12 protein-coding genes are annotated in these 17,020 nt (G+C 73.6%); 3 read left to right on the top strand and 9 right to left on the bottom strand.

Translation table 11 applies throughout. From position 1 onward, the window contains the following. Positions 1-42: 42 nt before the first annotated feature. From IE172_RS17310 to IE172_RS17290, 5 genes are all read right to left on the bottom strand, one after another. Entirely contained in the window at positions 43-1,347 is a 1,305-nt protein-coding gene (locus IE172_RS17310; RefSeq protein ID WP_498067187.1) for a M50 family metallopeptidase, read from the bottom strand. Beyond that, positions 1,344-2,606, bottom strand: coding sequence for a 1-deoxy-D-xylulose-5-phosphate reductoisomerase (gene dxr, locus IE172_RS17305; protein WP_190098132.1), 1,263 nt, complete (start codon positions 2,604-2,606; stop codon positions 1,344-1,346). The genes IE172_RS17310 and dxr overlap by 4 nt, the downstream gene beginning before the upstream one ends. Positions 2,607-2,782: 176 nt before the next feature. Continuing rightward, the gene (locus tag IE172_RS17300; protein ID WP_190098131.1) at positions 2,783-4,723 is read right to left on the bottom strand and encodes an acyl-CoA dehydrogenase family protein; all 1,941 of its coding nucleotides are present in this window, start codon (positions 4,721-4,723) and stop codon (positions 2,783-2,785) included. A gap of 133 nt (positions 4,724-4,856) precedes the next feature. After that, complete coding sequence (locus IE172_RS17295; protein WP_190098130.1) at positions 4,857-5,540, bottom strand: ABC transporter ATP-binding protein; 684 nt, start codon at positions 5,538-5,540, stop codon at positions 4,857-4,859. Then, a complete protein-coding gene (locus tag IE172_RS17290) occupies positions 5,537-6,628 on the bottom strand; it encodes an ABC transporter permease (RefSeq protein ID WP_190098129.1) in 1,092 nt (363 codons plus the stop codon). The genes IE172_RS17295 and IE172_RS17290 overlap by 4 nt, the downstream gene beginning before the upstream one ends. A 168-nt stretch (positions 6,629-6,796) precedes the next feature. Between IE172_RS17290 and IE172_RS17285 the strand changes: the two genes are divergently transcribed. The 3 genes from IE172_RS17285 (at position 6,797) to IE172_RS17275 (ending at position 9,847) form a co-directional block, all read left to right on the top strand. Next, the gene (locus IE172_RS17285; RefSeq protein WP_190098128.1) at positions 6,797-8,014 is read left to right on the top strand and encodes a sensor histidine kinase; all 1,218 of its coding nucleotides are present in this window, start codon (positions 6,797-6,799) and stop codon (positions 8,012-8,014) included. Beyond that, positions 8,015-8,650, top strand: coding sequence for a response regulator (locus IE172_RS17280; protein WP_190098127.1), 636 nt, complete (start codon positions 8,015-8,017; stop codon positions 8,648-8,650). 186 nt (positions 8,651-8,836) lie between these two features. Further along, positions 8,837-9,847, top strand: a complete 1,011-nt coding sequence (locus IE172_RS17275) for a LacI family DNA-binding transcriptional regulator (RefSeq protein WP_190098126.1) — start codon at positions 8,837-8,839, stop codon at positions 9,845-9,847. 48 nt (positions 9,848-9,895) lie between these two features. On the opposite strand, the gene IE172_RS17270 is transcribed toward IE172_RS17275, so the two are convergent. Genes IE172_RS17270 through IE172_RS17255 form a run of 4 tightly spaced genes read right to left on the bottom strand, consistent with a single transcriptional unit; the run spans position 9,896 to position 17,010 of the window. Then, positions 9,896-10,609, bottom strand: a complete 714-nt coding sequence (locus tag IE172_RS17270; RefSeq protein WP_190098125.1) for a glycoside hydrolase family 12 protein — start codon at positions 10,607-10,609, stop codon at positions 9,896-9,898. A gap of 34 nt (positions 10,610-10,643) precedes the next feature. Continuing rightward, the gene (locus IE172_RS17265; RefSeq protein ID WP_190098124.1) at positions 10,644-12,857 is read right to left on the bottom strand and encodes a glycosyl hydrolase family 95 catalytic domain-containing protein; all 2,214 of its coding nucleotides are present in this window, start codon (positions 12,855-12,857) and stop codon (positions 10,644-10,646) included. Beyond that, on the bottom strand, positions 12,854-14,824 hold the full coding sequence (locus tag IE172_RS17260; RefSeq protein ID WP_190098123.1) for a beta-galactosidase: 1,971 nt from the start codon (positions 14,822-14,824) through the stop codon (positions 12,854-12,856). Before IE172_RS17260 ends, IE172_RS17265 begins: the two co-directional genes overlap by 4 nt. Further along, a complete protein-coding gene (locus IE172_RS17255) occupies positions 14,824-17,010 on the bottom strand; it encodes a sialidase family protein (protein WP_190098122.1) in 2,187 nt (728 codons plus the stop codon). Before IE172_RS17255 ends, IE172_RS17260 begins: the two co-directional genes overlap by 1 nt. Positions 17,011-17,020 lie beyond the last annotated feature (10 nt).

Genomic DNA, 17,020 nt, shown 5'->3' with positions numbered 1-17,020 from the left:
GGTGGCCGGGCCGTCGTGGACGGCGGGTGGCCGGGCCGGGTGCTAGGAGATCCTCACCGGGTTCACCACGTCCGCGATCAGGACGAGGATGGTGAAGCAGACGAAGACCCCGGCCACGACGTAGGCGACCGGCATCAGTTTCGCCACGTCGAACGGCCCCGGGTCGGGGCGGCGCAGCAGCCTGGCGAGGTTGCGGCGCAGCGACTCCCACAGCGCGCCCGCGATGTGTCCGCCGTCGAGCGGCAGCAGCGGGAGCATGTTGAACAGGAACAGGGAGAGGTTGAAGCCCGCGAGCAGCATCACGAACATGGCCATCTGCTGTGATGCGGGGATCTCCAGGGTGGCGATCTCGCCGCCGACCCGGGCGGCGCCGACGACGCCCATCGGGGAGTCCTGTTCGCGCGGGCCGTCACCGAAGGCGGCGTCCCACAGGGCGGGGATCTTGGACGGCAGGGCGGCGAGGGAGTCGACGGCGTCGCCGACCCGGTCGGTCATCCAGACCACGGAGTCCCCGAGGTCCTGCTTGACGACGCCGGTGGCCGCGCTGAAGCCGAGGAAGCCGGCCTTGACGTACTCGCCCTCGACGTAGGCGCCGTTGCCGTCCTTCTTGGCGACCAGGTTGGTGGCGATCTTCGCCTGGAGGGTGACCTCCCGGCCGTCGCGGTCCACGACGATCGGCACGCTCTTGCCGGCGCTGTCCCGGATGAGGTCGGAGAGGGTGGCCCAGTCGTCGGTCCTGACGCCGTCGAAGGCGACGATCCTGTCCTTGGCCTTCATGCCGGCCGCCGCGGCCGGGGACTGCGGGTCGGACTTCGCGCAGTCGTCGCGGTTCTCGCTCTGTGAGATCACGCACTGGGAGACGGAGCTCACGGTGGTGGTCTGCTGCTGGATGCCGAAGCCCATCAGCACGGTGAGGAACAGCACGGCGGCGAGGATCAGGTTCATGAACGGGCCGGCGAACATCACCACGACGCGTTTCCACGGCTTGCGCGTGTAGAACAGCCGCTTCTCGTCGCCGGGCCGCAGCTCCTCGAAGGCGGCGGAGCGGGCGTCCTCGATCATGCCGCGCCACGGTGAGGTGGAGCGGGCCTCCACCCGGCCGTCGGGGCCCGGCGGGAACATGCCGATCATGCGGATGTATCCGCCGAGGGGGATCGCCTTGACGCCGTACTCGGTCTCGCCCTTGTGCCGGGACCACAGGGTCGGGCCGAAGCCGACCATGTACTGGGGCACGCGGATGCCGAACATCTTGGCCGTGGACAGGTGCCCGAGTTCGTGCCAGGCGATGGAGAACAGCAGGCCGACCGCGAAGACGACTATGCCGAGGATGAACATCACGATCGTCATGCACGCGCCTCCGCGCTCGCCGTCCGGACTGTCAGTTCCCGGGCCCTGGTCCGGGCCCAGGTCTCCGCTTCGAGGACGTCCGACACGGTCAGGGAGGTTCCCGTCGCCGGGGTGCCGTGTTCCTCGACGACCCGGGTGACCGTCTCCATGATCCCGAGATACGGCAGCGCGCCGGAGCGGAACGCCTCGACGCACTCCTCGTTCGCCGCATTGAACACCGCCGGGGCCGTCCCCGCGAGCTCGCCGACGTGCCGGGCGAGGTTCACCGAGGGGAACGCCTCGTTGTCGAGGGGGAAGAACTCCCAGGTGGACGCCTTGCTCCAGTCGAAGACCGGGGCGGCGTCGGGGACCCTTTCGGGCCAGCCGAGGCCGATGGCGATGGGCCCGCGCATGTCGGGGGGCGTCGCCTGGGCCAGTGTCGATCCGTCCGTGAACTCAACCATCGAGTGGACATACGACTGCGGGTGCACCACGACCTCAATGCGGTCGAAGGGAATGTCGTAGAGGAGGTGCGCCTCGATGACCTCCAGGCCCTTGTTGACGAGGGTCGCGGAGTTGATCGTGATGACCGGGCCCATGGCCCAGGTGGGGTGGGCGAGGGCGTCCTCGACGGTGACGCCGGCCAGCTGCTCCCTGGTGCGGCCGCGGAAGGGGCCGCCGGAGGCGGTGACGACGAGCTTGGCGACGTCGGCGCGGGTGCCGGCGGCCAGCGCCTGGAAGAGGGCGGCGTGCTCGGAGTCGACCGGGATGATCTGGCCGGGCGCGGCCAGCGCCTTGACCAGCGGGCCGCCGACGATGAGCGACTCCTTGTTGGCGAGCGCGAGGGTACGGCCCGCCTTCAGGGCGGCGAGGGTCGGCGCGAGGCCGATGGAACCGGTGATGCCGTTGAGGACGGTGTGGCAGTCGGAGGCGGCGAGCTCGGTGGCCGCGTCCGGTCCGGCCAGGATCTCGGGCAGCCGCTCCCCCGTGCCGTACTGCGCGGACAGCGCCTCGCGCAGCGCCGGTACGACGTCCTCGCGGGCGACGGCGACCGTGCGCACCCGCAGCAGGCGGGCCTGCTCGGCGAGGAGGGCGACCCGGCCGCCGTTGGCGGACAGGCCGGTGACCCGGAAGCGGTCGGGGTTGCGCAGCACGAGGTCGATGGCCTGGGTGCCGATCGACCCGGTGGAGCCGAGGATCACCACGTCCTTCGGGCCGTCTCCCACCACGGGGTCGTACACCAGGTGCGGATCGGCGAGGGGGGCTGGAGCGTCGGTCATGGCCCCCATTGTGTCGGGTCCCGGCCGCCGCCGGGGCCCCGCCCCGGCTGCCGGGGCGGGCGTTCTTCCGGGCGCGGGGGCGGGGGTCTCCCGGCCGGGCAGGGGGATCCGGTCGTACGGATGCCGCCCTGCCCGGACGTGGATCACCACCGGAAGGGGGGTGCGGGCCGCGCGGGTCAGCGGATCGGCCGGTGCACGTTCTCGCGCTCGGACGGGCCCGGTGTGGCGTCGGCGATCCAGGGTCCGTCGTCGGAGGGGTCGATGACCCCCTGTTCGAGCCACGCGTACGTGCCGGAGAGCACGCCCTTGACGACCTTGCGGTCGAGGTCGTCGGTGTTGGACCAGAGCCGGCCGAAGAGTTCCTCGACGCGGATGCGGGACTGGCGGCAGAAGGCGTCGGCGAGCTGGTAGGCCTCGCGGCCGTTCTCGCCGCGGCCGCGCAGCAGTTCCGCGCGGACGCAGGCGGCGCTCATCGCGAACAGTTCCGCGCCGATGTCGACGATCCGCCCGAGGAAGCCCTGCTTGGTCTCCATCTTCCCCTGCCAGCGGGACATGGCGTAGAAGGTGGAGCGGGCCAGCTTGCGGGAGGTGCGCTCGACGTAGCGCAGGTGCGCGGACAGGTCGACGCCGTGCTTGAACTCGCCGTAGGCGGTGGGCAGCTGTCCCGGCCCGGCGACGAGTCTCGGCAGCCACTTGGCGTAGAAGAGGCCCGCTCCGGCGCCGGCTTTCGCCTTGTCGCCGAGGGACTTCTCCGGGTCGATCAGGTCGCCGGCGACCGACAGGTGGGCGTCGACGGCCTCGCGGGCGATCAGCAGGTGCATGATCTCGGTGGAGCCCTCGAAGATGCGGTTGATGCGCAGGTCGCGCAGCATCTGCTCGGCGGGGACGGCGCGTTCTCCGCGGGCGCGCAGGGACTCGGCGGTCTCGAAGCCGCGTCCGCCGCGGATCTGGACCAGTTCGTCGGCCATCAGACAGGCCATCTCCGAGCCGTACAGCTTGGCGAGGGCGGCCTCGATGCGGATGTCGTTGCGGTCCTCGTCGGCCATCTGCGAGGACAGGTCGACCACGGCCTCCAGGGCGAAGGTGGTGGCCGCGATGAACGCGATCTTGGAGCCGACGGCCTCGTGCAGCGCCACCGGCTTGCCCCACTGCTCGCGGGCCGCCGACCACTCGCGGGCGATCTTCAGGCACCACTTGCCGGAGCCGACGCACATCGCGGGCAGCGACAGCCGTCCGGTGTTCAGCGTGGTCAGCGCGATCTTCAGGCCCTGGCCCTCCTCGCCGATGCGCTGGGAGGCCGGGACCCGCACCCGGTGGAAGCGGGTGACGCCGTTCTCCAGCCCGCGCAGGCCCATGAAGGCGTTGCGGTTCTCGACGGTGACGCCCTCGGAGGACGCCTCCACGACGAACGCGGTGATGCCGCCCCGGTGCCCGTCGGACCTGGGCACGCGCGCCATGACGACGAGGAGGTCGGCGACCACTCCGTTGGTGGTCCACAGCTTCACGCCGTCGAGGACGTAGTCGTCGCCGTCGGGGACGGCGGTGGTGGCGAGGCGGGCCGGGTCGGAGCCGACGTCCGGCTCGGTGAGCAGGAACGCCGAGATGTCGGTGCGGGCGCAGCGCGGGAGGAACGTCTCCTTCTGCTCGCGCGTGCCGAAGATCTTCAGCGGCTGCGGGACGCCGATCGACTGGTGGGCGGAGAGCAGCGCGCCGATGGCCGGGCTGGCGGAGCCGACCAGGGCGAGGGCCTTGTTGTAGTAGACCTGGGTGAGGCCGAGGCCGCCGTACTTGGTGTCGATCTTCATGCCGAGGGCGCCGAGCTCCTTGAGCCCGGTGATCACCTCGTCGGGGATGCGCGCGTCGCGTTCGATCGTGGCGCCGTCGATCTTCGTCTCGCAGAAGTCGCGGAGCTTGGCGAGGAACTCCTCGCCGCGCTGGACGTCGTCGTCGGCGGGCAGGGGGTGGGGGTGGATCAGGTCGAGCCGGAAGCGGCCGAGGAACAGTTCCTTGGCGAAGCTGGGCTTGCGCCAGTCCTGCTCACGGGCGGCCTCCGCGACCTCGCGGGCCTCCCGTTCGGTGACCGTGGGCCGGGCCGGGGACTCGGGTACTGCGGACATGAGGCTCACCTCGCCGCGAAGTGGGTGGAGTCGTGCGGAGTCGTGCGTTACTGACTGGTGCTACCCGATCGTATGTACCCGATTCGTAGCGACCCCACCACCCTTCGTGCGGCCGTTCGGCCGATACGCGCGCTCAGGGCGCCGGGGCCGGCAGGGCGAGCCGGCCGTCGCGGACCTCGGCGATCCGGTCGACGGCGGTGAGCAGGCCGCGGTCGTGGGTGACCAGGACGGTGGCGGTGGCGCGCCGGTGGGTGAGCCGGGTGAGCAGGTCCACGACGGCGGCGCCGCGCTCGTGGTCGAGTGCGCTGGTGGGTTCGTCGACCAGCAGGACGGTGGGGTCGTTCATCAGGGCGCGGGCGATGTTCACCCGCTGGCGCTGGCCGCCGGAGAGCTGGTGGGGGCGGTGGCCCGCCCGGTCGGCGAGGCCGACGGCGTCGAGCAGTTCCATCGCCCGGCCGCGGGCCCCGCGCGCCGGGCGGCCGTCGATCGCGGCCATGACCTGGAGCTGTTCGGCGGCGGTGAGGGAGGGCAGCAGGCTGGGCTGCTGGAAGACGATGCCGATGGCGCGGCGGCGCAGGTCGGCGAGGTCGCCGCGCCCGAGCCCGGTGGTCGTGGTGCCGTCGACGGTGACGGTGCCGGAGTCGGGGGTGACGAGGGTGGCGGCGACGGCGAGCAGGCTGGACTTGCCGGAGCCGGAGGGCCCGACGATGGCGGTGACGCTGCCGCGGGGGACGTGCAGGGTGACCCGGTCGAGGGCGGTGAGCCGGGTGTCGCCGTCGGGGTAGGTGAGGGTGATGTCGGTCAGTTCGAGGGTCATCGGGTGCTCCCCAGGGCGGTCAGCGGGTCTACGGACGTGATGTGGCGGACCGACAGGGCGGCCCCGAGCGCGCCGAGGACGACCGTCACGGCGGCGGGGACCAGCACGGTCGCGGGGGTGAGGGCGAAGGGGACCGCCGATCCGGAGACGGCGGCGCCGATCGCGGCGGCGAGGGCGGTGCCGGCCAGGGTTCCGCCGGTCAGCAGGACCAGGGCCTGGCCGAGCGCGTCCGCCAGCAGCCGGCGGGTGGGTGCGCCGAGCGCCTTCAGCACGGCGACGTCGGCGCCGCGCTGGATGGTCCAGACGGTGAAGAACGCGCCGACCACCAGGGCGGAGATGGCGAACAGGAAGCCGCGCATCAGCTGCAGGGAGCCGTTCTCGGAGGTGTAGGAGCCGATCGCGGAGAGGGAGTCGTCCTTGGTGACGGTCCGGGTGCCGGCGGCGCGGTCGGCTGCCGGGAGGTCGGCGTCCGGGCCGGTGTCCAGGGCGATGACGGTGGCGGTGGGTCCGCCGTCGCGGGCGGCGGTGGGCGGGGCGACGGCGTTCCAGGTGCGCAGGGAGGTCCAGACGACGGGGGTGTGGCTGAAGGAGGCCAGGCCGCCGGTGGCGGCGACGGTGAGCGTCCGGCCGGCGAGGGTGACGGGGTCGCCCGCGCCGACACCGAGCGTCTCGGCCGCGGCGGCCGACACGATCACCGTGCCGTCCGCGATCCGGGCGCCGTCGGGGGCCAGCGTCGAGCCGGGCAGGACACCGAAGACGGAGACGCCGGTGGTGCGCGCACCTGCGGTCGCCCTGGTGGTGGTGATGCCGAGCGGTTCCGCGCGCGTCACTCCGGGGGTCTTGGCCCACCGCCGCCACTGCGCTTCGGTGACGGTGGAGTCGGCGTAGGAGAGGTCCTGGCCGCCGGCGGGGGCGGCGAAGGCGACGCGGTCGGCGGGCAGCCCCGTCACGGCGGAGACGTTCTCCCGGGCGAGCCCGGCGGTCAGGCCGGACAGCAGGCCGACCAGCAGGGTGATCAGGACGACGACGGCGCCCATCAGGGCGAATCTCCCCTTGGCGAACGTGAGGTCCCTCCAGCCGACGAACATGTTCCGGCCTGCTCCTTCGATCGGTGAATCGGTGTGCTCCCACCGTCGCGGCCGGCCGGGCCCGGGGGCATCGCGCCCAGGAGGGGAGTTTGCGAATCGAAGGGTCGGTGCCGGTCTCCACCTTTTGATCGATGCCCGGTATGCGCTGTTCTCCGTAGGCTGGGGTCGATGAACAGCCTCACTCCGACCACCCGGGCCCTGGCCCGTTCGCTGCACCTGCTCGTGGCGGGGCTGCTGGCCCTGGCCGCCGTGCGGGCGGCGACCGGGGACGTGGCGCACACCGGTGCCGTGATCGGTGTGTGCGCCGCCGTGGCGGGGGTCTACGCGGCCGGGCCGCTCACCCCGGCCGTGTCCGCCTCGCGCCGTGCCGCCCGGTGGTGGCTGGCGGCGCTGGGCGCGGGCTGGCTGCTGTTGCTGGCGCTGACCCCGGACGGGGTGTGGCTGGCGTTCCCGCTGTACTTCCTCCAGCTGCACCTGCTGTCCCGGCGCGGCGGACTGCTCGCGGTCATGGCCACCGCCGTCGCCGCGGTCACCGCGTTCGCCGCGCACCGGGGGGTGTTCTCCCCCGCCGTGGCCATCGGGCCGGCCCTCGGGGCGGCCGTCGCCGTCGCGGTGGTGTGGGGGTACCAGGCCCTGTACCGGGAGAGCGAGCGGCGCCGCCGGCTGATCGAGGAGCTCACCGCCGCCCGCGCCGGCCTGGCGGCCGCGCAGCACACCGCGGGGGTGCTGGCCGAGCGTGAGCGGCTGGCCCGCGAGATCCACGACACCCTGGCCCAGGGGCTGTCGAGCATCCAGCTGCTGCTGCGCGCCGCCGAGCGGGCCCTGCCCGACCGGCCCGCGGCGGCCGCCGCCCACGTCGTGCGGGCCAGGGAGACGGCCGTGGGCAATCTCGCGGATGCCCGGCGGTTCGTCGCCGCCCTCACCCCGCCCGCGCTGGAGGGCACCACCCTGGCGGGCGCCCTGGAGCGGCTGTGCGCCACCACCAGCGCCCAGCACCCCGTCGCCGTGCGCTTCCGCCTCGCGGGCACGCCCCGCGCGCTGCCCACCGCCGTGGAGGTGGCCCTGCTGCGCATCGCCCAGTCGGCGTTGTCCAACACCGTCCGGCACGCCCGTGCCACCACCGGGGAGGTCACCCTGAGCCACCTCGACGACGGGGTGCGGCTCGACGTCGTCGACGACGGCACCGGTTTCGACCCCGGGGGGCTGCCGGCTCCGGACCCGGAGGCCGGCGGGTTCGGCATCGCGGCGATGCGGGCCCGGGCGCGTGCCCTGCACGGCGCCCTGGTCCTGGAGTCGTCCCCGGGCGGCGGCACCGCCCTGTCGGCACGGTTCCCCCTGGACGCCGGACAGCGGCGCTCCGGCGCACCGGACGGGAACGAGGCCTAGGTGGACGACCTCCCCATCCGCATCCTGATCGCCGACGACCACCCGGTGGTCCGGGCCGGGCTGCGCGCGGTCCTGGAGACCGAGCCGGACTTCGCCATCGTGGCCGAGGCCGCCACCGCCGAGGAGGCCGTGGAACTCGCCGCGTCCGGCGGGGCCGACGTCGTACTGATGGACCTGCGGTTCGGCGGCGGCATGAACGGATCGCAGGCGACCGCCGCCATCACCGCCCGTCCCGGGGCGCCCCGCGTGCTGGTCGTCACCACCTACGACACCGACGCCGACACCCTTCCCGCGATCGAGGCCGGAGCCACCGGCTACCTCCTCAAGGACGCGCCGCCGGAGGAACTGGCCGCCGCCGTGCGCACCGCGGCGGCGGGACGCACCGCGCTCGCGCCCGCGGTCGCCGACCGGCTGATGAACCGGCTGCGCGCCCCGCACACCGCGCTGACCAGGCGCGAGACGGAGGTGCTCGCCCTGGTCGCCGAAGGGCTGTCCAACCAGGGCATCAGCGAGCGGCTGCACCTCACCCGGGCCACGGTGAAGTCCCACCTGGCGCACGTCTACGCCAAACTCGGGGTCGACTCGCGCACCGCGGCGGTCGCCGCGGCCCTGGGGCTCGGCATCATCCGGCGTTGAGGGACAATTCTCCCGCGGAACGTCTCCGGGGCGCCTCACCGCGTCGCACACCTGAACAAAACTGTCGAAGCGCTTCGACAGCCTCTGGACACCCCTTGTCCTGTGCGGCTACTGTCGAACCACCCTCACCCACCCCGGTACGCCCCGCCTTATTGTCGAAGCGCTTCACACACTTGGAGAACGCGGATGGTCACCCTCGCCGAGGTCGCCCAGCACGCCGGAGTCTCGGCGAGCACGGTGAGCTACGTCCTCAGCGGCAAGCGGTCCATCTCCGCGGGCACGCGCCAGCGGGTCGAGCGGAGCATCCACGAGCTCGGGTACCACCCCAACGCCGGGGCCCGCGCCCTGGCCAGCAGCAGGTCCAACATCATCGCGCTGATGGTCCCCCTGCGCACGGACATGTACGTGCCGGTGATGATGGAGATCGCCATCGCGGTGGCCACCACCGCGCGCACCCACGGGTACGACGTGCTGCTGCTCACCGGCGAGGAGGGTCCGGACGCCGTGCGCCGGGTCGCGGGCAGCGGGCTCGCCGACGGCATGATCCTCATGGACGTCGAGCTGGACGACGAGCGGCTGCCGCTGCTGCGCGGGGCGCGGCAGCCCGCGGTGCTGATCGGTCTGCCCGCCGACACCGAGGGCCTGACCTGCGTCGACCTCGACTTCAAGGCCACCGGCGCGCTGTGCGTGGAGCACCTGGCCGAGCGCGGGCACCGGGACGTCGCCGTCATCGGCGAGGCCCCGGCGGTCTACGAGCGGCACACCGGTTTCGCCGAGCGCACCCTGGACGGACTGCGCGGCCGGGCGCGGGAGCTGGGGGTGCGGCTGCTGCACCGTCCGTGCGAGGGCGGGTACGACGCGATGGCGGTGACGCTCGCCCGGATCCTCGACGAGCGTCCCGGCACCACGGGTTTCGTCGTGCAGAACGAGTCGGCGGTCGAACCGCTGCTCGCGCTGCTGCGCCAGCAGGGCCGGGCCGTGCCCGAGGACGTCTCCGTGGTGGCGGTCTGCCCGGACCAGGTCGCCGTGCAGGCGTCGGTGCGGCTGACGTCGGTGGCCATCCCCGCCCAGGAGATGGGCCGGCACGCCGTGGAGCAGCTCGTCGCCAAGCTCGACGGCCGCGCCGGCGACGAGGTCGTCCTGCTCGCGCCGGAGCTCACACTGCGGGCCAGTTCGGGTCCGGCACCCCTTCCGTAGGAGCCGCCCGCACCGCGGGCCGGTGCGGGCGGCGTGGAGCCGTGCCGCCTAGCCGCCCGAGACGGTCAGGTTGTTGGTGCGGAAGTCCAGTCCGCCGGACGACGAGGTGATCTCGAAGCCGAACTGCACGTCACCGATGGTCTCGTTGCCCATCCAGCCCTTGGTGTCCTTGATCCACTTGAGGATCGGCAGGATGTCGACGGTGCCGGAGTTCGAGTCCGAGGTGCGCAGGAACGAGAAGACCTCGTTGTGCCCGTTGCTTCCCTTGTACACGTTCCAGGTGTGCCCGCCGAGACTCACCGTGCCCTGGGGGGAGCCGAGCGGGCCGACGGCCCCGTGGTGATTGACCCACAGCATGATCTCGTAGTCGTAGTCCGTGTCCCAGATGTCGTACGAGGTGTTGTACGCGCCCGAGGACGGGACGGTGACGTTGTAGCTGCTGGTGAGCGAACCGAGGGAGGCGATCGGCTTGTTGATCACCTTCTTGGAGTTCGGGTAGGACTTGATGCCTCCGGTGTCGGGGTGGTTCGCCCACACGCCCCAGTTGGTGCCGGAGTTGGCCCAGAAACACTGGGCTCCGGGGCCGGAGCCCCAGATGTTGTTGTAGAGGGTGTAGCCGTTCAGGCCGGTGTTGCCCCACTGGTCGCAGGTGCTCCAGACGGCGGCGTGCGCGGGGGCGGAGGCGAGGCCGACCGTCGCGCCGAGCGCGAGGGCGGGTGCCAGCAGGACCCTGGTGATCCTGCTCATGGTGCTCGTTGCCATGGGGTTCCTTCCATGGGTGGGGGGACTGCGGGGGTCACCGCGTCCTCGGCGTGAGGACGCGGTCTTCTCCGGCGACCAGGTCGAGCGGTTCGGCGCCGGCGGAAGTCCACAGGGTGACGCGGTGGGTGCGGGCCGGCCGGACGACGGCGGTGGCGCCGTCCGGGGACCAGGTCAGGTCGAGTACGGCCCCGAAGCGGGTGCGGATCCCGCGCAGCCGCCCGCTCGGGTAGGCGGGCAGCGGGGCGGGGAACAGGACCAGCCGGTCGGGGGTGGACTGGACCAGCGCCTCGATCAGCACGGCGGGCAGGGTGTGGGCGGCGTCGGCGTTGTAGACGTGGCGGTGCGGGTAGTGCGCGCTCATCAGGGAGGCGTGGAAGAAGTCGCCGTCGAGGACCCGGCCGAGCGCGTGGGTGACCCGCTCGCCGTCCCGGAGGCGGGCCGCGATCAGCGCGTGGTGCAGGTGTCCGTGCGCGGAGTCGTTCTCGGTGCCGCGCAGTTCGAGAGCGCGGTGGGCGGCGGCGGCCAGGTCCGGGGTGTCGTAGGGGGAGATCTCGTCCAGCGGCCAGACGCCGTAGAGGTGGCTGAGGTGGCGGTGGTCGTAGGAGTCCTCCAGGCCGGGCCACGCCCATTCGGCGAGCGCGCCGTCGGCGTTGATCCGGTGCGGGGGGAGCCGGTCGGCGAGGGCCCGCAGGCGGCCGGCGTCGCCGGGGTGGTAGGCGGCGGCGGTCCGCAGGGCGTGGCGGGCGGCGGAGAGGTCCATGGCCGCGTTGACGGTGCCCCAGCCGGCGTTGGCGGGCCGGTTCTCCGGGGAGTAGGAGGGGACGACGACCGGACGGCCCTCGCCGTCGGTACGGGTGAGGAAGTCCTCGTAGAACAGGGCTGTCTCGGCGAGCGCGGCGGCGGTGCGCGGGTCGCGTTCGCCGCGGGTCTCGTCGTGGTCGACGAGGGGCTTGAGCAGCCAGTCGGCACCGGCCGTCCACAGGTGGAGGGGGTACTCGCGGCTGAAGTGGTACGAGTGCCCGGACTCGCCGTCGCTGTGGGCGGGCGCGACGACGCCCCGGGCGCCGAACACCGTACGGGCGTTGTCCCGCCAGTCCGGCAGCTGGCGCTGGATCAGGGCGGCCAGCGCCTCGGTGACCTCCGGCAGGGCGGCCGCGGCGGCGGACGCGGTCTGCAGGTTGAGGTTGGCGTCGTGGGTGAAGGCGCCGGACCAGGCGGTGTCCCAGTCGCCGGTCCACAGTCCGGTGAGCCGGGGCGGCAGCAGACCGCTGGAGGACAGCAGGTGGTAGCGGCCTGCGGCGAAGAGCCGTTCGAGCAGGGCGGCGCTGCCCGGCCGGGTGAGCAACTCGGATCCGGGCAGCGCGCGTTCGTCCGGGTCGGCGGCCAGGTCGAGGGTGACGCGTTCGTAGGCGGAGCGGTGCGGGGGCAGATGGCGGGCCAGCAGGCCCTCGTACGGGGTTCCGGGCACGTCGTCGAGGAGGTCGCGCAGGGCGCGGCCCTCGGTGAGCACGTCCGCCTCCCCGGTGTGCCGGCGCACCCGGGTGAGCAGCAGCACCGACCGCGCGCCCTGCACGCGCACGCCGGGCGGGGCGAGGGAGGTCGTGCCGCCGGTGACGGCGACGAGGGTGACGCCCGTGTAGGCGAGGTCGCTGCCGGGGTAACGGGCGCGCAGGCTCAGCAGGGCGCCCTCGGGCGTGAGGACGGCTCCGTGGCCGACACCCAGGCCGGCGGGGGCGCCGGGGAGGCGGTGGTCGAGGGAGAGGTCGAGGGAGAGTCCGGCGCCGGTGACGTACTGGACGATCACGTCGTCGGCGCGGGAGACGAAGACGCGGCTGGCCCAGCCGTCGCCGGTGGCCTCCGCGACGCCGGTGGCGAAGTCGACCGCGCGGCGGTACCCGGACGGGTCCCGGTCGCTTTCCGCGCGCCGCGCACGGATCTGGAAGGCCGGGTGGAAGGGGCGCACCCACCGCAGGGGGCGTCCGTCGGTGAACTCCTCGGCCGCGGCCGTGTCGCCGGCGAGCAGCCGGTCCTGGAGTGCGGCGAGCCGGCCGGCCAGCGCGGGCGGCCGCCGGTGCCGGTCGTCGCCCTCGGCCGGGCGGACGAGGGTGTGGTGGGTGACGACGGTGCGGTCGTCGTCCGGATCGCCGAACACCAGGGCGCCGTGGTGGCCGTTGCCGCTCAGGAAGGCGTCCTCCCAGCGGGCGGCCGGGTGCGGCTCCCAGGTTCCGTGGACGGGCGTGGCGCTCATGACTCCAGCACCGCCACGCCGTAGCGGCCCAGGGTGATCCGGTCGGTCACGGTGGTCTCCGTCAGGAGGTCGCGGTGGGTGCCCGGGACGTCCACGGTGACCGGCTCCCGGCCGTGGTGGAGCAGGAACAGCAGCTCGCCCCGGCGCACCGCCTCGACCTCGTCCGGGAGCCCGTCGAGCACCGGCCGTGCCCCGGCGCCGGCGGCGACGCGGGACAGCAGGGCGCGCAGGGCATCGGGGTCGGGGAGCGTGGAGACGTACCAGGCGCGTCCTTTGCGCAGCACGGCGGGCAGCCCGTCCAGCTCGCCGCCCCGGTAGCGGACGGTCTCCTCCGCGGTGCCGTCGGGTTCCAGTTCCTCGGACCACAGGGTGCCGCGCAGGCCGCCCTCGCAGCCGGCCTCCTCCCCCGGCTCCAGCGGCCACCATGCGTGCAGGGTGCGGATGCCGAACAGGTCGCGCAGCCTGGCGTCCATGCCGCCGGGGCGCACCCGGTCGTCCTGGTCCGCGACGCCGGTCAGGAAGCCGCAGACCAGGGTGCCGCCGCCGCGTACGTACGCCAGGAGGTTGTCGACGGCAGCGTCCGTGAGGAGGTAGAGCTGCGGGACGACGACCAGCCGGTAGCCGGACAGGTCGTGTGCGGGGTGGGCGAAGTCGGTGGTGAGGTGGGCCCGCCACAGTGCCCGGTGCCAGGCGCCGAGGACGTCCGGGTAGGCGACCTCGCGGGAGGGGCGGCCCTCCTGGTCGCCCGCCCACCAGGAGTGCCAGTCGTGCAGCACGGCGACGTCGGCGGTGACGCCGCTGCCGCTGACGCGCGGGGCGATCCGGGCGAGGTCCGCGCCGAGCCGCTCGGCCTCCTGGTACGTGCGTCCCTCCTCGCCCGCGTGGCCGACCATGCCGGAGTGGAACTTCTCGGCGCCCTGCCGGGACTGGCGCCACTGGAAGTAGCAGACGGCGTCCGCGCCCCGCGCCACGGCCTGCAGCGACCACAGCCGGTTGAGGCCGCGCGGCTTGGGGTGGTTCACGGGGCGCCAGTTGACCGCTCCGGCCGCCTGCTCCATGAGCATCCACGGGCCCCGGGCCTGGGAGCGGGTCATGTCCTGGACCAGGGCTCCGCCCTGCGCCCCGGACGGGTCGCGCGGGTCGGGGTAGAGGTCGACGGAGACGACGTCCTCCTCCTCGGCCCAGCGCCAGGCGTCCTGACCGGCCCACAGCGGCATGAAGTTGGTGGTGACCGGCAGGTGCGGGGTGTGCCGGCGGACGATGTCGCGCTCGGCGGTGTAACACTCCAGGAGCATGTCGGACGTGAAGCGCTTGAAGTCCAGCACCTGGGTGGGGTTCTTCATGTAGTGGGTGTGCCGGGGTGGGAGCACCTCGGCCCAGTCGCCGTAGTTCTGGCTCCAGAAGGCGGTGCCCCAGGCGGTGTTGAGGGCGTCGAGGGTGCCGTAGCGGTGGCGCAGCCAGTCACGGAACCGGGCGGCGGCCTCGTCGCCCCAGTCGTAGGTGCAGTACTCGTTGTTGATGTGCCACATGGTGAGGGCCGGGTGGCCGGCGTAGCGGGCGGCCAGGTCCTCGGTGAGGGCGGCGGCGAGGCGGCGGTAGGTGGCGCTGGAGTGCGAGAAGTGCTGGCGTCCGCCCCACCACTCGGTGCGGCCGTCGGCGTCGCGGGGCAGGGTGTCGGGGTGGAGGTGTCCCACCCAGGGCGGCGGTGAGGCGGTGGGGGTGGCGAGGACGACGCCGACGCCGTGGTCGTGCATCAGGTCCATCAGCCGGTCGAGCCAGCCGAAGTCCCGCTCTCCCGGCCGGGGTTCGATCCTGGCCCAGGAGAAGACGCCGAGGGTGACGGTGTTGACGCCGGCCCGCTTCATCAGGCGGACGTCCTCGTGCCAGGTCTCCTCGGGCCACTGCTCGGGGTTGTAGTCGCCGCCGTAGAGGATGCGGCCGCGGGTGGTGTCGTTCAGGTTCGGCATCAGGCGGGCTCTCCGTACTGGATGCCGCGCCCGTTGGTGGCGAGGTAGACCCGGCCGTACACGCGCGGGTCGCCGGTGACGGTCTCGCCGGTCCAGCCCCACTGGTGGTCGTCGTCGTTGATGCGCACCCAGGTCCTCGCCTCGTCGTCGGAGCGGTACACGGCGGTGATCGCCCCGGTGGAGCCGACCTGGTAGATCGCCGGGTAGGCGGCGCCGGCCGCGGCCCTGCCGAAGCCGAGGGTGTAGGAGGCCCGGCAGCTCTCCACCGCGGTGAAGCTCCTGCCCCCGTCGGTGGAGCGGTGCAGCCCGTTCCCCTTGGCGCTCAGCCACAGGTCGCCGGTGCGGCCGGGCGCCGCGACCACCTTGAACTGGCTGTCCCCGGCCGGCAGTCCGCTCGCGCGGGCGGCGAAGGAGCGGCCCCCGTCCGTGCTGGCGAACAGCGTTCCCGTGGCGGTGTCGTACGCGTAGAACAGGGCGGGGTCGGCCGGGTCGGCGACCGGCACGGCACCCTTCGGGAAGGAGGGGACCTCGGACCAGGTGGCGCCGTCGTCCGCCGAGCGGTGGGCCGGGTACGTCGTGCCGTCCCAGTGCGCGAAGGACCACAGCAGCACGCTGCCGTCGGCGTTGACCGCGATCGGACCCGGTGCGTCCTCGGCGATGCCGGGCTGGGACGCGAACGGCCGCCAGGTCCGGCCGCCGTCGTGGGAGGCGGCGCCGTTGCCGTTCTCGCCCCAGCCCGCCCGGACGACGTAGGCCGGCCGGCGCGCCGCCTGCGCGAGTCCCGTCGCCGATCCGGACACGGGGTTCGTCGCCATGCCCCGCGCGGGGGACGAGGTGAGCCGCTCGTGGTACATCACGCCGATGTCCCGCGCCCCGCTGATCAGGTGCGCCCTCCCGGTGGGGGGCGAGACCAGCTGGGTCACGGAGGTCTCCTCCAGGCCGCGGACCCGCGGCGCCCAGTGGCGCAGGTCGCGGGTGCCGTAGAGGGTGGCCCCGGTGCCGTACACCAGGTGGTGCGAGTCGTACGGGTCGAGGGCGAGGGCCTGGATCCACCAGCCGAACTTGGGCTCGTCCTCGCCCCACTTCAGGTAGGGCGTCTCGGAGACGTCGAGCACGGCGGTCTCCTTCAGTGAGCGCCAGCTGCGGCCGCCGTCGGTGGAGCGGTACAGGGTGTCGACGGCCGCCCAGCGGTTGTTGGTGGAGACGACGACGGTGCCGGGACGGCGGGCGTCCACGGCGAGACCGCCGTAGCCGAAGGTGTCGGCGGAGCCCGCGTCGGGCTTCGCCGGGGTGACCTCGGTCCACTCGTCGCCGGCTGTGCGCAGCTTGTGCACGCTGCCGTCCGACTGGCCGTTGGGGCCGGGCGCGTCGGCGTAGGTCACGTACAGCTCGCGGGCGTGCCGGTCGTACGCGGCCCGGATCGGCACGCGTGCGGCGGTGCCGGACGGCTGCCCGGGGACCGCCTCCCAGGTGACGCCGTCGGAGGTGCGGAACAGGTTCGTGTCGCCGCCGTCGCCCCAGCCGGCGTAGACGGTGCGCCCCGCCGCGACGAGGAACGTGACGCCCTGGCCGGTCGCGGAGGGGGTGGCCGGGAAGCCGCCCGCCGGCGCCCAGCCGGCGCCCCGGTCGGTCGACTTGAGCAGTCCGTCGTGCCGGGTGCCCAGCCACAGCGTGTCGCTGTCCCGGGGGTCGACGAGGAGCCGCTCGCCGGTGCCCCGGCCGTCCTCGTTGGCGCCGAGCCGCACGGTGAGGTCGGTGCGCCGCCAGGTGGCGCCGCGGTCGTCCGAGCGCAGCACCGCGCCGTTGTCCGCCCACGTCTGGGCGTAGGTGCCGCAGGCCAGGTAGAGCCGGTCCGGACGGGCCGGGTCGACCGCCATCGCCTCGACACCGAGGAGGTTCCAGTCGTCCCACCCGATGTGGTCGAGCAGCGGGACCCAGCTCTCGCGCCGGCCGTCCCAGCGGTAGGCGCCCCCGATGTCGGTACGGGCGTAGGCGAGCCCGCGCACCCGCGGGTGGAACAGCACACCGGTGATGAAACCGGTCCCGCCGATGACGACGTTGCGCCAGCGGTAGCCGGAGGCCCCGGCGGCCCGCGCCCGGCCGGCGAGGACGGGCACACCGGCGACAGCGGCGACGGCGGCGGCCCCGGCAAGAACGGCACGCCGGCTCGGGGAGGAGGTGAGCATGGGAGAACCT

Source organism: Streptomyces griseoflavus, assembly GCF_014649995.1.
GTDB lineage: Bacteria > Actinomycetota > Actinomycetes > Streptomycetales > Streptomycetaceae > Streptomyces > Streptomyces griseoflavus.
Note: the sequence above shows the minus strand (reverse complement) of the source record. Positions and strands in the feature narration are given on the sequence as shown.

What these genes read in the sequence shown, in the direction of transcription:
- IE172_RS17310 (WP_498067187.1), bottom strand. Translation starts at nt 1,347, where the DNA reads ATGACGATCGTGATGTTCATCCTCGGCATAGTCGTCTTCGCGGTCGGC.
- dxr (WP_190098132.1), bottom strand. Translation starts at nt 2,606, where the DNA reads ATGACCGACGCTCCAGCCCCCCTCGCCGATCCGCACCTGGTGTACGAC.
- IE172_RS17300 (WP_190098131.1), bottom strand. Translation starts at nt 4,723, where the DNA reads ATGTCCGCAGTACCCGAGTCCCCGGCCCGGCCCACGGTCACCGAACGG.
- IE172_RS17295 (WP_190098130.1), bottom strand. Translation starts at nt 5,540, where the DNA reads ATGACCCTCGAACTGACCGACATCACCCTCACCTACCCCGACGGCGAC.
- IE172_RS17290 (WP_190098129.1), bottom strand. Translation starts at nt 6,628, where the DNA reads ATGTTCGTCGGCTGGAGGGACCTCACGTTCGCCAAGGGGAGATTCGCC.
- IE172_RS17285 (WP_190098128.1), top strand. Translation starts at nt 6,797, where the DNA reads ATGAACAGCCTCACTCCGACCACCCGGGCCCTGGCCCGTTCGCTGCAC.
- IE172_RS17275 (WP_190098126.1), top strand. Translation starts at nt 8,837, where the DNA reads ATGGTCACCCTCGCCGAGGTCGCCCAGCACGCCGGAGTCTCGGCGAGC.
- IE172_RS17270 (WP_190098125.1), bottom strand. Translation starts at nt 10,609, where the DNA reads ATGGCAACGAGCACCATGAGCAGGATCACCAGGGTCCTGCTGGCACCC.
- IE172_RS17265 (WP_190098124.1), bottom strand. Translation starts at nt 12,857, where the DNA reads ATGAGCGCCACGCCCGTCCACGGAACCTGGGAGCCGCACCCGGCCGCC.
- IE172_RS17260 (WP_190098123.1), bottom strand. Translation starts at nt 14,824, where the DNA reads ATGCCGAACCTGAACGACACCACCCGCGGCCGCATCCTCTACGGCGGC.
- IE172_RS17255 (WP_190098122.1), bottom strand. Translation starts at nt 17,010, where the DNA reads ATGCTCACCTCCTCCCCGAGCCGGCGTGCCGTTCTTGCCGGGGCCGCC.